At 53.1% G+C, this 14,064-nt stretch carries 13 protein-coding genes; 11 read left to right on the top strand and 2 right to left on the bottom strand.

What is annotated here, in order from left to right; genetic code table 11:
* Genes AC0YNX_RS15150 through AC0YNX_RS15140 form a run of 3 tightly spaced genes read left to right on the top strand, consistent with a single transcriptional unit; the run spans window position 1 to window position 2,426 of the window.
* Window positions 1-873, top strand: coding sequence for an SDR family oxidoreductase (locus AC0YNX_RS15150; protein WP_475816513.1), 873 nt, complete (start codon window positions 1-3; stop codon window positions 871-873).
* Window positions 874-893: 20 nt separating this feature from the next.
* A complete protein-coding gene (locus tag AC0YNX_RS15145; RefSeq protein WP_475816512.1) occupies window positions 894-1,934 on the top strand; it encodes a S66 family peptidase in 1,041 nt (346 codons plus the stop codon).
* 27 nt (window positions 1,935-1,961) lie between these two features.
* Window positions 1,962-2,426 carry an NUDIX hydrolase gene (locus AC0YNX_RS15140; RefSeq protein WP_475816767.1) on the top strand — a complete coding sequence of 155 codons (465 nt, stop codon included), beginning with the start codon at window positions 1,962-1,964 and terminating at the stop codon, window positions 2,424-2,426.
* Between the two features lie 290 nt (window positions 2,427-2,716).
* Here the strand turns inward: AC0YNX_RS15140 and AC0YNX_RS15135 are convergent, their stop codons facing one another.
* Window positions 2,717-3,733 carry an LLM class flavin-dependent oxidoreductase gene (locus AC0YNX_RS15135; protein WP_475816511.1) on the bottom strand — a complete coding sequence of 339 codons (1,017 nt, stop codon included), beginning with the start codon at window positions 3,731-3,733 and terminating at the stop codon, window positions 2,717-2,719.
* Between the two features lie 106 nt (window positions 3,734-3,839).
* Complete coding sequence (locus AC0YNX_RS15130; RefSeq protein ID WP_475816510.1) at window positions 3,840-4,001, bottom strand: hypothetical protein; 162 nt, start codon at window positions 3,999-4,001, stop codon at window positions 3,840-3,842.
* A gap of 159 nt (window positions 4,002-4,160) precedes the next feature.
* Between AC0YNX_RS15130 and AC0YNX_RS15125 the strand changes: the two genes are divergently transcribed.
* The 8 genes from AC0YNX_RS15125 to AC0YNX_RS15090 all read left to right on the top strand — a co-directional run bounded on the left by AC0YNX_RS15125 (window position 4,161) and on the right by AC0YNX_RS15090 (window position 14,059).
* Window positions 4,161-6,575, top strand: coding sequence for an alpha-L-rhamnosidase-related protein (locus AC0YNX_RS15125; protein ID WP_475816509.1), 2,415 nt, complete (start codon window positions 4,161-4,163; stop codon window positions 6,573-6,575).
* 442 nt (window positions 6,576-7,017) lie between these two features.
* Complete coding sequence (locus tag AC0YNX_RS15120) at window positions 7,018-7,857, top strand: hypothetical protein (RefSeq protein ID WP_475816508.1); 840 nt, start codon at window positions 7,018-7,020, stop codon at window positions 7,855-7,857.
* A 193-nt stretch (window positions 7,858-8,050) separates the two neighbouring features.
* On the top strand, window positions 8,051-8,722 hold the full coding sequence (locus tag AC0YNX_RS15115; RefSeq protein WP_475816507.1) for a hypothetical protein: 672 nt from the start codon (window positions 8,051-8,053) through the stop codon (window positions 8,720-8,722).
* Entirely contained in the window at window positions 8,713-9,123 is a 411-nt protein-coding gene (locus AC0YNX_RS15110) for a DinB family protein (RefSeq protein ID WP_475816766.1), read from the top strand. Before AC0YNX_RS15115 ends, AC0YNX_RS15110 begins: the two co-directional genes overlap by 10 nt.
* A 119-nt stretch (window positions 9,124-9,242) precedes the next feature.
* Window positions 9,243-9,416, top strand: a complete 174-nt coding sequence (locus AC0YNX_RS15105) for a hypothetical protein (RefSeq protein ID WP_475816506.1) — start codon at window positions 9,243-9,245, stop codon at window positions 9,414-9,416.
* 201 nt (window positions 9,417-9,617) lie between these two features.
* Window positions 9,618-10,787 carry a GntR family transcriptional regulator gene (locus tag AC0YNX_RS15100; protein ID WP_475816505.1) on the top strand — a complete coding sequence of 390 codons (1,170 nt, stop codon included), beginning with the start codon at window positions 9,618-9,620 and terminating at the stop codon, window positions 10,785-10,787.
* Between the two features lie 443 nt (window positions 10,788-11,230).
* Window positions 11,231-12,760, top strand: a complete 1,530-nt coding sequence (locus tag AC0YNX_RS15095; RefSeq protein WP_475816504.1) for a glycoside hydrolase family 76 protein — start codon at window positions 11,231-11,233, stop codon at window positions 12,758-12,760.
* A gap of 90 nt (window positions 12,761-12,850) precedes the next feature.
* On the top strand, window positions 12,851-14,059 hold the full coding sequence (locus tag AC0YNX_RS15090) for a glycoside hydrolase family 76 protein (RefSeq protein ID WP_475816503.1): 1,209 nt from the start codon (window positions 12,851-12,853) through the stop codon (window positions 14,057-14,059).
* Window positions 14,060-14,064 lie beyond the last annotated feature (5 nt).

The following is a 14,064-nucleotide window of genomic DNA, read 5'->3' as shown; positions in this document are numbered from 1 at the left end:
ATGATGGTGAGCAACAGCAGCACGCAGCGAATCGCGCTCGTAACAGGAGCAAGCGGAGGGATGGGTCGCGCTACCGCCGCGCTACTCGCCGCTGAACATGGCATGAAGGTCTACCTGCTCGCTCGAAACAAGGAGAAGGGGCAGGCCGCAGTTGATGAGGTCAACCGCAAGTCAGGACGGCAGGATGCCGAGCTGCTGTTATGCGACCTCGCTTCTCTTGCAAGTATCCGTGCTACGGCTGCGGAGCTAGCCAACCGGACAAGCCGTCTCGATGTGCTCGTTAACAACGCGGGCATCATTACGCTTAAGAGAGAAGAGACGGCAGATGGATTCGAGCGGCAGCTTGGCGTGAATCATCTGGGTCATTTTTTGCTGACGGGACTTCTGCTCCCACTGCTGCGGCAGAGCGAAGCGGCGCGAATTGTCGTTGTGTCCTCCGGTGCGCATAAGATCGGGAAGATGAATTATGAGGACCCTGGGATGAAGAAGGATTTTGCCGTATGGCGGGCTTACAGCAGGTCGAAGCTCGCGAACATCTGGTTCGCCAAGGAGCTGGCACAGCGTCTGCAAGGGACAGGAATTCCGGTCTATTCGCTCCATCCTGGCGTTGTCTCCACCGATATCGGCGTGAATCGCTCGACTGGCTTTGGCAAGCTTGCCCACAAGCTCATGCGTCCGTTCTTCCAGACGGCGGAAGAAGGTTCGGCGACGGCTGTGTATCTGGCAACTTCGGCTCAAGTTAACGGGAAGAGCGGCGATTATTTCTACAAGAAACGGCCGATTGCGGTGACAGAGCTGGCTAATTCCTCAGAGGCGGCGGGCAGGTTCTGGAGCTGGAGCGAGGGAGTCGTAGGGTTCTGTTACGAGATATAACGAAAGAGGAGCGACATCCGATGAGCACAATTCGATATCCGCAGCTGCAAAGCAATGCGACGATTGGCGTAACAGCACCATCATCCGGGGTGGACCCGAGCAGATATCACTGGCTGGAGCAGACCCGAGAACGGCTAGCCTCTAGCGGTTTGCAGGTTCAATTCGGAGACACGGTGTGGACGCAAAATAAAGCAAAGTCCGCGCCAGCCGCCAAGCGAGCACAAGAGTTTAATGCCATGATACAAGCAGCCGATGTGGATCTAGTCATCCCGCCATGGGGCGGTGAGCTGCTGATAGAATTGATAGACCAGGTGGAGTATGACAAACTGCCGTGCAAATGGGTAATGGGCTACTCGGACCTTAGCGTGCTGCTGCTTGCCATTACGCTGAAGACAGGCATTGCGACAGCGCATGGGACGAATATCGTGGATCTGCGTGGTGAGGTGACGGACGAGATGACGGCGATGTGGCGTTCTGTCTTATCCACGGAAACGGGCGAATCCGTCGTCCAGCGATCATCAACTCACTATCAGAGAGAGTGGCCGATGGATAATGGTCCGAGTGTGTTTAACCTGACGGAGCCTACGATGTGGCGCGTGCTATTGCCAGGTGGTCAGCAAGCCGAGGGCGTACTGCAGCTGCAAGGCCGTCTGCTTGGAGGCTGTATTGATGTGATCCGACATTTGATCGGCACGCCGTATGGCGATGTGGCTGCCTTCAGGGAAGCATACATCCCAGGAGAGAAACTGCTGTGGTATCTGGAGAACTGCGAGCTGAATACAGCGGATGTGCGCAGATCGCTCGTGCAGATGAAGCTTGCCGGTTGGTTCGACCATTGCTCGGGCATCCTGTTCGGCCGCAGCCCGGCGAATCGTCCGGTCGAGGATTACACGATTGAGGACGTCTATGCCGATCTGGCAGACGAGCTCGGCTTGCCGATTATCTATGATATCGACTGCGGGCATGTGCCGCCGCAGCTGACGCTAATCAACGGCGCTCTAGCTGAAGTGGAAGTAGATGTGAAAGCCGGCAGCGGGACGGTAAAGCAGTATTTTAGATAGATAGTGAGGGTTCGAGGAGGGAAGCTGGTGCAGGGCTATAACTGTTTGATGGTGTACAATGCGGAGATGGATCGGCTGCTCATGTGCCGGAGACTGAAGGAGCCATACAAAGGATTAAGCAACCTTGTCGGCGGCAAAATCGAACCTGGCGAAGCGGGCATGGATGCGGCTTACCGGGAACTCGAAGAAGAGACGGGTATTCACGCGGCGGACATCGTGCTGCATCAAATCATGGATTTCAAGTATTACTTGCAGGACTGCTATGTGGAGGTTTACGCAGGCAGATTGAAGCGCACCGTCACCGTAGAGGGCGACGAGAATGAGCTGTATTGGTCTGATCTGGACCATGACTTCTTCGACATGTCTCTCTATGCGGGGGAAGGGAATATCGGGCATATGGTTGAGCAGGTGAAAATGTACAAATCGCTGTTTTGGGAAGCGAGCAATCCAGTTCCAGCAATCAAGCAACCCGGAACGGTGAGTCAGAGTTGAACATGAGTGAATGGGCGGCTAACTGCTAATTAACGAACTTAGGAAACGCTATTTGGCGATTTTGAGCTTGTTCGGAGATGTAACGAATCTGAGGCACGTTATTCAAGGTCTTTGTGCGGATTTCTGCCGCCAAATAGCCCAATAAGCCTTATACGATTCGTTAGAATTTCGCAGAAGTGAATTTGATTGCAATAAGCGCTATACGGTTCGTTAGAGTCTGCCCTTGGACCAAAATAAAGAGGTACATGATCCTGCTGCATACCAGCAAGGCAATGTACCTCTTTTTTCATTTAAATGCTACGCTGCAATCCAGCCGCTTCCGCAACAATCTCATACGACCGCAGACGAGTCGCGTGGTCGTAAATCTGCGAAGTAACGATGAGCTCATCGGCCATTGTCTCGCGCAGAATCTCCTGCAGCCGAGTCTCGACCGTGCCCTTGCTGCCAGCGATTGCGTACTTGAACTTGGACTGCAGTGCCTCGCGTTCATGCGGCAGCCATAGCTCATCCATGTTGTCGATCGGCGGCTTCAGCTTGCCGGGGCGACCTCGGATGAGACTGAGGAACTGTTGCTGCTGCGATGTCGCGAGGAAGCGCGCTTCCTCATCGGTCTCGGCGGCAACGATGTTCACGCCGACCATAATATACGGCTTCGCGAGCGCCGCAGACGGCTTGAAGACGCTGCGGTACAGATGGATCGCCGGCATCAAGTACTCCGGCGCAAAATGGCTCGCGAACGAGAAGGGCAGCCCGAGCTCGCCCGCCAGCTTCGCGCTGAAGCCGCTGGAGCCGAGCAGCCAGATCGGTACGTCGCTGCCTTCGCCCGGCGTCGCCCGCACAGGGCGATAATCGTCCGCCGGCGGATCGAAGTAGGCGCGCAGCTCAGCGAGCAGCTCGGGGAAGTCCTGCCCGTGCGTCGCGAGATCTCGCCGCAGCGCGCGTGCTGTCGTCTGGTCGGAGCCAGGCGCGCGGCCAAGACCGAGGTCGATGCGGCCGGGGTACATCGACTCCAAAGTGCCGAACTGCTCGGCGATGACAAGCGGCGCATGGTTAGGCAGCATAATGCCGCCGGAGCCAACGCGAATGCGCTTCGTGCCGCCTGCCACGTAGCCGATGACAACGGAAGTGGCGGAGCTGGCGATGCCCGCCATATTGTGATGCTCCGCCAGCCAGTAGCGGTTATAGCCTAAGCGCTCGGCGAGCTGAGCAAGCTCAAGCGTATTGCGGAATGCATCCGACGGTGTTGCGCCTTCAATTACGGGCGCCAGATCCAGAACGGAGAGTGGAACTTTTATGGAATCAGTCATTGGAAGACGACCTCCTGTAAATCGAATTAGGCAATCCATTTCATTATGAAACAGTGACAATTGAATAGCAAGCAGCTAACTTTTTACAAGTAAATATACACATGTTTTAAGCATGGAATGCTATATCTTGGAGAAAGTTAACCGCAGAAAATAATGCGCAGGGGATGTCAATAAGCTGATCATCCTTAAACGTCTTGCTGCTGGCGACGATCACGTTATTTGCGACCGTTAACCATTGGAACTCGTGATTCGACAGCTTGATCTTCATGAACTGTTCCTTCAGAGGTTCTTCAAGAAGGGAATTGTGCTAGGCAGCGTGAAAGAATAAGTGGTGGTGGAAATCGAAGGACAGGAACTTGGTGCCGGGTGGCATGGCGGACTCGGTGCTAAGGGCCAGTTCCTTCTTACATGTGGAGGCGAAAGTTGAATGGAAGAGAATCGGTCATGGAGTGCTAGGTGGATCTGGCATGAGGGCTACCCATGGACAAGCGCCCCAGGCGAGCATGAATTAGTGCTGTTCCGGCGTGCGTTTGAGGTGAAGGATGCGGCGTCGGCTCGGCTCGTGCTGTCGGTGTCGGCAGATAGCCGGTATCGGCTCTTCTTGAACGGAGAGTCTGTATCGGTCGGACCATGCAAGGGCGATCAGTTCACGCATTATTATGAGACCGTTGATCTGACGGGGAAGCTTCGTGCGGGAACGAATGTACTAGCGGCGAAGGTGCTGCATCTGGCATCGAGTAATCCGCATAAGATGGGGCATAGCGGCCCGATCGCTGTCGCGCGGTCGAACGCAGGTGTGTTCCTGCTGGAGGGAACGCTGCAGGAGGGTGAGCGCGAGGTTGTGCTGGATACCGGCATCGAAGGCAGCGCCTGGATTGCGAAGAAGCAGAGCGGGTATGTGATGAAGCCGAGCTGGGTCATTCCTTGGCTCGGAGGTCTCGAGGATGTAGACGGCGCGGGGCTTGACCACGGCTGGGAGCAGCCGGAGTATGCTTTGAGTTCGGAGGCGGACGGCTGGAAGGAAGCTGTCGTCGCGATGGAGACGCGCGACGACTTCGGCGAGCTGACGCCGTGGCAACTTGCGCCGCGTCCGATTCCGCCGCTGTTCGAGCGGGAGCGGCCTTTCGTCGGTGTGACGAAGTGCGGCGGGGATGTTGGGACTGAGGCAGTGGCCGCGGTGATTGGCGCGGCTGCGGCTGCGGCAAACCAGACTGAGTCAACCGTGGTACTGCAGCCGGGGCAGTCGTTCTGGGCGGAGCTCGATGCCGGGGAACTGGCGACGGGCTATCTTCGCCTTGGGCTCCGTGGCGGAGCGGGGAGCCGGATCTCGCTTGTTTGCGCCGAATGTTATGAGGATCCGTCCTCGACCACTCGTGACCGGGTTAAAGGTGTGCGCGATGACGCGGAGAATGGAATCTTGCTCGGGGATGCGGATCTGTATAAAGTTGCCGGCGTGGGAAATGCCTCAGCTCATGAGGTGTTCGAGCCATTTTGGTTCCGCACGTTCCGGTATGTGAGGCTTGAAGTGAGTGCGGGAGAGGAGCCTCTGGAGCTGGTATCCTTCGACTACCGCGATACAGGTTATCCGCTTGATGTGAAGGCAGAGTTCAGCTGCTCGGACGCGGGTTACGAAGCGCTCTGGCAATTGTCTTTGAACACGCTGCAGCGCTGCATGCACGAGACTTATGAGGATTGTCCGTATTATGAGCAGCTGCAATACACGATGGACACAAGGCTGCAGATGATGTTTACGTACATTATTAGTGGCGATGACAAGATGGCGCGACGTACATTGTATGATTACCACAGCTCGGCGCTGCCTTCCGGCATGCTGCAAAGCCGGTATCCATCGCAGTATCCACAAGTGATTCCATCGTTCTCGCTATATTGGATTCATATGCTGTATGACCACTATATGTATTTTGGCGATGTGGAGCTAATCCGTTACTATCGCCGTACGATTGGCGGCGTGCTGGAATGGTTCCGCCGTCTTGTGCGGGAAGACGGACTCGTCGGAGCGACACCGGATGCGTATTGGCACTATTACGACTGGGTGGAATCGTGGGACAACGGCGCGCCGGATGCGCGTCTGCACGGTCCAGTGACGGTTCTTAGCCAGATGTACGCAGCTGGTTTACGCACGGCGGCAAAGCTGTACGATGCTGTGAACTGGAGCGACGCAGCGAGAGAAGCACGAGAGGATGCCGACGCGGTGTGCGCCGCTGTGCTGAAGCATTGCTGGCGCGAGGAGCGCGGGCTGTTCTCTGACGGCCCTGGCGTCGATATGTTCAGCCAGCATCCACAGCTGTGGGCTGTCGTGTCCGGCGCGGTGGCAGGCTCTCAAGCAGAAGCGCTGCTCGAACGGGCGCTGAGCGACAAGTCGCTGCCGGTCGTATCGGTGCCGATGTCGTATACGCTGCTTCGCACGCTCTCAGACATCGGGCGGTACGATCTGGCTCAGCCGATCATGCGGCAGTGGAATCAGTTCCTCGAGCTGCACCTGACGACGCTGCCCGAGTTGGCCTTCGGCAGCCCGCGCAGCGACTGCCACGCGTGGAGCGCTCTGCCGCTCTCCGAGTTTACGAGCGAGATCCTCGGCGTCAAGTCCGGTCGCCCCGGCTATGGCGAGATCCGCATCACGCCGCAGCCGCTGCACCTCACTTGGGCGCGCGGCAAAGTCGTCACGCCTCACGGCTTGGTCGAGGTCAGCTGGAGCCTATCCGAAGACGGCAGCTTCCAGCTTCAAGGCGAGGGCCCGGCTGGCATTCCGATCGTGCTCACGCTGCCTAGCGGCGAAGTAATCGAGCTGCCGGCTGGCGGGCAGTTTAGTACAGCTGTTTAGGTGTTATGGGGAGCCCTGTTGTTGGGGCTCCCTTTTCTGTTCTGCTGGCGCGAGGTGTTGCGACTTAGCTACCCGCAAACGTCTCCGCAAACACCTTCGCAATCGCCCACGTAAACTACTCCCCCTCTAACGGAACCCACAGTGCTTATTTTGCCAAAAACACCAAATCCCCGCTACTAACGGAACTCAGACGCGCTATTCGCTCCGAAATACGCTCCAACACTAGCTTTTGGACTAAATAACGCTTCTGAGTACCGTTACATCAAATTTCGGGCACATTTTCTAATAAGCGCTCTGTGTTCCGTTACGTTAACTACAAACCCATTCCGTGACATTTCCCACTGTTGAATGGAACTTAACAATTTATGCAGTAGCCTAATTCCAGAATATGCTAGTATAAAGACGGGCATTGTTTTTTTAAAATGTCAATGGAGGGCAGTGGATGAAAAGGCAACTTACCTATAGTTCATTCATGGGGTGGAATTTTATAATCTCTACTTTTATTGGTGGTTTCATCATAGCTATTAGTTTTTTTAGCGGAGATATGAAAACGGCCATGAGCAGAGAAGGAGTTGCAGAAACAAGCGGAGTGATAACTGTACTGCTTCTCATACCCATCATTTTAGTGTTATTCGGAACGATTTGTTTTTCCACCTTGTATCTGCTACTACGACTAGTGATGAAAGTGACGAGTGGTAGAAGACTTAAGCGCACTCACCAAGAGGAAATCCCTATCCATGAGCAGATGAAAAATCTCCGTTCCATCGGTATTGATTTGAAGGAAAATATACGGCTTGATGAATGTTTACATGGAGAACATCAAGCAAACCGTTCGCGACCGTACTTACTCCTCCTAATGGACCTAGGCTCCGAAATTGAAACCGAAGACGGTATATTCCTATCAGCGAGCAATAGCGTATGGTCTTTTGATCGAGAATGTATAGAGGACCAAGGAGACTACGTTCGACTGCTTGAGCGGATCAGAGAAATGCTTCAATCGGAGCTCTCTATTGAGCAGTTAGCTGACTATGTGAACCTTGAGAAAGAAGAAGCTCATATTTCGTTTATCGTTAATGGAGTGGCTCATAACTATGAACTTCGTGTAAATAATGATTGGGCGGATTTACAGATATTATCTATTTTCACAACTCTGTTGACGGAGCATGGCAGTAAGAAGAGGTTCTTTTTTAGTGACATCGGTAATCACGTGTTAGTTGTTCTCATTGACAGGGAGCGATTCGGAGAGTTGAGGGGGCTACTGGATATCTTTATCCCAATATAAACGTTCTGAGGAGCTGCTCGCTCGCAAATTAGTAAAAAAGTCCGTGTTAGATTGGTGCCAGAAAGAGTTGAATAAAGAGATAGAGCTCGTTGAGATAGAGTCGAGTCGTTCTGAAGTGACTGCGAGCACCTCATGGTAAGCCAAATCACACACAAAGGAGAGGAATCTATTGCTCTCATTCCTAAAGAAACTATTGAAATCGAACGAGGCGTCCTTGCCTAGTACTCCGCCATCGTCGCCAAATGTGCAAGCACCAAGCGCGCAATCATCATCGTATCAACCGATACCCGACCAACCTGTTCCGTTCGGCTACAAAATCCAGTGGCTAGCGATTCAGACTGATAACGTGGAGAAAGTTATCGAACAGCTAGCTGTCACCGAGGTTCGAAGATCGAACTGGGAGTTTGGGATGAGGTGTGCCTATGAAGATCATATTTTTATCACCCCTGTAGTAAAAGGTGGGGTTCTTGTAATCGGTAACGCGATGCCGAGCGCAGGCGGTGCCCAGCATGTGAATGAAATGAAGCCAATTATGGAGAGGCTTAGCAAGGTGTTCGACGAAGTGCACTATTACGGCTCGCACAGAGTTGTGAACTACTTTGTATGGGCCAAAGCAAGTCGTGGCAGAATCGTTAGAGCATTCGGTTCGGAAGGCGATGTGTTCTGGAAAGAAGGAGCGGTTACGGATGAAGAGCGTGCGCTTGGCTTCCGGTTTGAAGGCATGGATGCCGAAGCGGATGAGGAGTGGCTGCCAGATGAAGAGGATGTGCTGGCAATTGCAAGACGCTGGAGCATCGATCCACAGATGAATTATAGCGACCTGGAGCCTGGAGTAGGGTATATCGGGAAAGTGAAATCCGAATAAAGGAGCAGCTTGATTATCTGCTGGACCCGCAAAGCAATTCCATTGGCGCGCTGCTGCTGCATTTTGCAGGCGTGGAATATGCTTATCAGGTGATGACGTTCGAGAATCGCGACTTAACGGAAGAAGAAGAGTCGGAATGGCTGCCAGCGCTTGATCTAGGCAATCTGGGCCGGGAGAAGATCAATGGACATGCTCTCGACTACTATCTCGGCAAGCTCGAAGAGGTGCGCAGCCGCACCCTCGACTTATTCCGAACCGTCGATGACGCTTGGCTGAGCGAACAAGAGGAGTTCTGGTACGGCAAGCAAGCGAACAAATACTTCATGTGGTTTCATGTGTTCGAGGATGAGATCAACCACCGCGGGCAGATTAGCTTCGTTCGTAAGCGGATTCCGATCTGATGTTAGCATCATTTTCAAAGTATTTTCTAAACTAACCATTTGCTTACAATCTCCTCATATTTATCTGAAACGCGCCTGCTATAATGAGGCCAATGAGATTAGTAGAGGAGGCGATTGGAATGACGAATCTTACGAAAGAAGTGCAGTCGCTTGTTAATCAACTTCATCTATCGGATCAAGAAATCGCAGAGAAATTTCAGTTCACGCAGCATGGCCAGAAGCTTACGCTCGATGAATCTATCCGGTTTATTACCTTCCTGAAGCAGGAGCTTCTGGCAACGGTTGAAGCTTAAGCAATCATTCCTTGTTATTTCATATATACCAAGGCTTTCTTCAAGTAGAATGGTCTACTTGGGGGAAGCTTTTTTTCATATTTAGACCAGTAATATTTTTCCAATTGGAAAGAAATATATACCATGATATATTGGTATACAAGAGTAATTACGAAGCTGCCCTGGCGGCGAGCCATTATCAGTTTATGGAGGTCTTCACTTATGTCAGGCGATTCCGGATCGAAACCGATGTATGAGAAAATATTCGAAAAGCTGCGCAATCAAATTGAAGAGAAGAAGTATGGGGTCGGCGACCGCGTCCCATCCGAGAAGGAGCTTGGCGACGAGCACGGAGTCAGCCGCATAACGAGCAAGAAAGCGCTGGAAATGCTGGCAAGTGAAGGCTACATCGTCCGCCAGCCGGGACGAGGTTCCTTTGTGGCGGAGCCTCATATGAAGTCGGCGGCCAAAGCAGCGAGCGGCACTGGACTGCAGCACAAGCAGCCGCGCCATTCAGGTGGGAAGCTGCTGATTGGTCTCGTCATTACCGATTTCGCCGACAGCTACGGCACTGCGCTAATTTATGGCATGGAGGAGGCATCCCGCGCGAATGACAGCTATCTCGTGCTGCGCCGCTCCTTCGGCATTCCGGCGTATGAGGAGCAGGCGATTCAAGGGCTTCTGGAGCTCGGGGTCGACGGCCTTATTATTTTTCCGGCGCAAGGGGAATATTTCAATGCAGAGATTCTGAAGCTCGCGATTATGAAATTCCCGTTCGTGCTAATTGACCGCCATCTGAAAGGGATATCCGCAGGCTCCATCAGCACGGACAACGCGAGAGCGGCGATCGAGGGGACGAACTACTTGTTCGGGCTTGGACACAAGTCAATCGCGTTCCTGACGCCTCCGCCGATGGATACGACAGCAATTGAAGAACGAATTGAAGGCTTCATCCAAGCGCATGCGGAGAGAGGCGTTATGGTCGACCGCGAGCTGTGGATCGAAGACATTACCTCTGCACTGCCGCAGGGCAACGCAGAGGAGAATCGGGTGCGCGATGTCGAGAAGATTGTCAGCCGCCTGCGTGATTATCCGCAAATTACAGCGATATTCGCGACCGAGTACAACATTGCGCAGCTGGCGCAGCGCGCAGCGAATGAGCTAGGGTTGAAAGTGCCGGAGGATCTGTCGATTATTTGCTTCGACAGTCCGGAAATTAACGGCGCGTTCCCGCTTACCCATATGAAGCAGAATCAGTTTGATATGGGGCGGATCGCCTTCGAGAACGTCTTGAAGCTGCGGGCAGGCGAGACGCTTCCAAGCAAGACGCTGCTGGATGCGACGCTGATGCTGGGGAAGTCAACGGGGCCTATGAAACTACGGAAGCCCTAGTAACAGCAGCAAGTTGCGATTTAAGTTTTGAATAGACTAGCCAGCCCTTTGAAGCGCTACGTTAAGCGTGTCAGAGGGCTTTTTTCTATTAATATACCAACTACTATAATTGGTATACAATAAACTGAATATGTTATGTAAAACCATATTGACATACTAAGTTTATCGCCATAGAATTATTGTAAGCGCTTCACAATTTCCGTTCCCTATTCCTCGATTTGTACATCTTTCCTCTTCTTCTGGCGCCTAAGTTGGTCACGCTCGACATGCTTATCTCTCTTCTGCTTGCAATGCCTGCTTAACTTTCATGAATCTGCATTCCACTGCGTTCAAAGTTAACTAAGCGAAGGAGGTGAACGAAATCTGATCACGCGCTTACGGCGTGCCAGGGTCACATTGGTGCTTGTTGGAATGACAAACCACAAGGATGAGGAGCGTATGCGATGAAATCGGTATGGAAGTTTGGCAAGAAGGCGGCTGTTGTTCTGCTGGCGGCTGCTCTGTTAATTCCAGCGGTTGGCGGAGGCCATAAAGCAGATGCCTTTACCACGGCGAATGCGGATACGGCGATGAATGGCTTTGTGAACACCTTCTATGACTCCACGGCAAAATATTTCTACACGAATAGCGATCATGCCATACATACTCATGCATCTGGTCCGAACGGCGGCTTATACACCGATTTCTGGTGGGAAGCACAGCTGTGGGAGACGGTGATGGATGCCTATGAACGGACTGGAAGCAGCACGTACCGTACGATGATTGATGATATTTATACAGGTTTCAACGCCAAGTATACCGATATGATGACGAATGACTTCAATGATGATTTGGGCTGGTGGGCGCTCGCTTGCATGCGGGCTTACGAGATAACGGGTACGGCGGAATACCGCAATCGGGCATCGTTCCTCTTCGATCAGATCTATTCCTTCTACGACAGCACATATGGCGGCGGCATCTGGTGGAAGCGCGACGGTACATCACCGCAGAAGAACATAGCGACGAACGCGCCGATGGTCATGACTGCGATCAAGCTGAAGAACGCGACGGGAGACAACGCGTATCTGACGAAAGCGACGACGATCTATTCCTGGGTCAAGAGCAAGCTCGTCAGCGGCAGCAAGGTGAATGACCACGTCGAGGGCAGCGGAAGCGGGACGATCATCAACTGGGATTTCACGTATAACTATGGGACATTCCTCGGCGCAGCGCTTGCTCTGTATCAGGCGACAGGCACGAGCAGCTATCTGACCGATGCCAACAACGCAGCCAATTATGTCATTAACAACATGACATTGTCTTACTCGCTGCTGTATGAGGGTGAAGATGACGGAGCCGGGTTCAAAATGGTTTTTGCCCGCAACCTGAATAAGCTCCGCATCGCGACAGGCAATGCGACTTACTTGAACTTCCTGCAGCAGAATGCGACGCAAGCGTTCAATCACCGCAGAACAAGCGATAACGTCATCGGCAGCGACTGGACGGGACCGACAGGAACCGGCTTCGTGCAGAGCATCGCGGCTGCGGCTGGCGCGTCGATTCTGCAGTTCACGCCGGCAGACAACTACACGGGCAACATTGCAGGCAACGGTACGTATGAAGCGGAGAATGCGCTGAAGAGCGGCACGATTATATCGGAGAGCACGCAGGCGGGCTATACGGGACGCGGCTACTTGGCAGGCTGGAATTCAGCAGGCACGATTACGTTCAACGTCAATCAGAATTCGGCAAGCACCCGTACAGTGACAATTCGCTATGCAGGCGGCGCAGGCAATTCGAGCAGGTATGTCTCCGTGAATGGAACCGTTGTTGCGAACAATCTGAGCTTCCCAGGCACAGGCAGCTGGGGCACATGGAGCACGGTGACAGTCAATCTGAACTTGAACGCAGGCTATAACAAAGTAATCATCGGGTTTGATAGCAGCAAGGGCAACAGCAACTATGTGAACGTGGATAAAATTTCAGGCTTATAAGGAAGTGGCGGACGCCGCAGCTTCACTCGAAGCAGGAGCAGGAGCGAGGCTGCGGCATCCTCTCGCATAAGAAAGTTGGTGAGCAGCAAGATGAAACGTAGAAGCATACTGATTACGGCTGCTGTGGCGGTAGCGGTGATCTCTGGGCTGTCTGTCTGGCAATGGGGCTTCGGCGGCGCTGAAGAAACAGCAGGAAGCACTCCAAAAACAACGCAACAAACTGCTCAACAAGCAACGCAACAAACGGATCAAAAGACCGCTCCATCCATATGGAGCGAGCGGGCTGATCTTGCGCAGAAGGAGTTGATGAGTTCATTCTGGAACGAGGATCGAGGCTTATTCAACAATGCAGTACCGTGCATCGATCAGCAGTGTGACAATCCGTTCAATTATTGGTGGTTAGCGCACGCGGTCGATGTGCTTACCGACGGTTACGAGCGGACAGGCGATATGCAGTATGTGAAGCAGCTGGATAAGCTGCATCAAGGTTTGCTTGGACGCAACGGAGGAGACTTCATCAACGATTATTACGACGATATGGAATGGATGGCGCTCGCGTGGCTGCGTGCCTACGATGCGACCGGCGATGAACGGTATCAGCAGGCTGCGATGTCGCTGTGGCAGGACATTCAGACCGGCTGGAATGATACGCTGGGCGGTGGAATTGCATGGCGCAAGGAGCAGCTCGACTACAAGAATACACCGGCGAATGCGCCTGCGATTATACTGGCAGCTCGGATATATAATCAAACGAAGGCTGCCGCTGATCTGGAATGGGCGAAGAAGCTGTACGATTGGGAGAAGAGCAATCTGGTAGACCCCGATACCGGGCTAGTCTGGGACGGTATTAATCGTCAAGGCGATGGTACAGTCGACAAGAATTGGCTGTTCACCTACAGCCAAGGCGTGTTCATCGGCGCAGGGGTGGAGCTGTACCGAATTACGAAGGATCAGCAGTACCTCGACGATGCGCGTAAGACAGCTGCGAATTTGAAGAAGGATTTCCTCTCGCCGACGACAGATATGCTGCCTTTCGAGGGTGGAGATGATGCGGGGTTATTCAAAGGAGTGCTAGTCCGCTATATCGGCGAGCTGATCAAGATCGATCCTTCTCAGAAGGAACTGCGCACGATGCTGCTTACCAACGCGACAACCTTATGGGAAGATGGCAAAGCGGAGGATAAGGCGCTTTTCAGCAATTCATGGGATCAGACACCAGACGAGATCGTTCAGCTGAGCACGGAGCTCAGCGGGGTCATGCTGCTCGAACAAGCGGCGCTGGCAGAGAAAGAGAAATAGAAATA

Source organism: Paenibacillus sp. J31R98, from assembly GCF_056269245.1.
The sequence above is the reverse complement of the archived record's forward strand: the minus strand, read 5'-3'. Positions and strand labels throughout refer to the sequence as shown.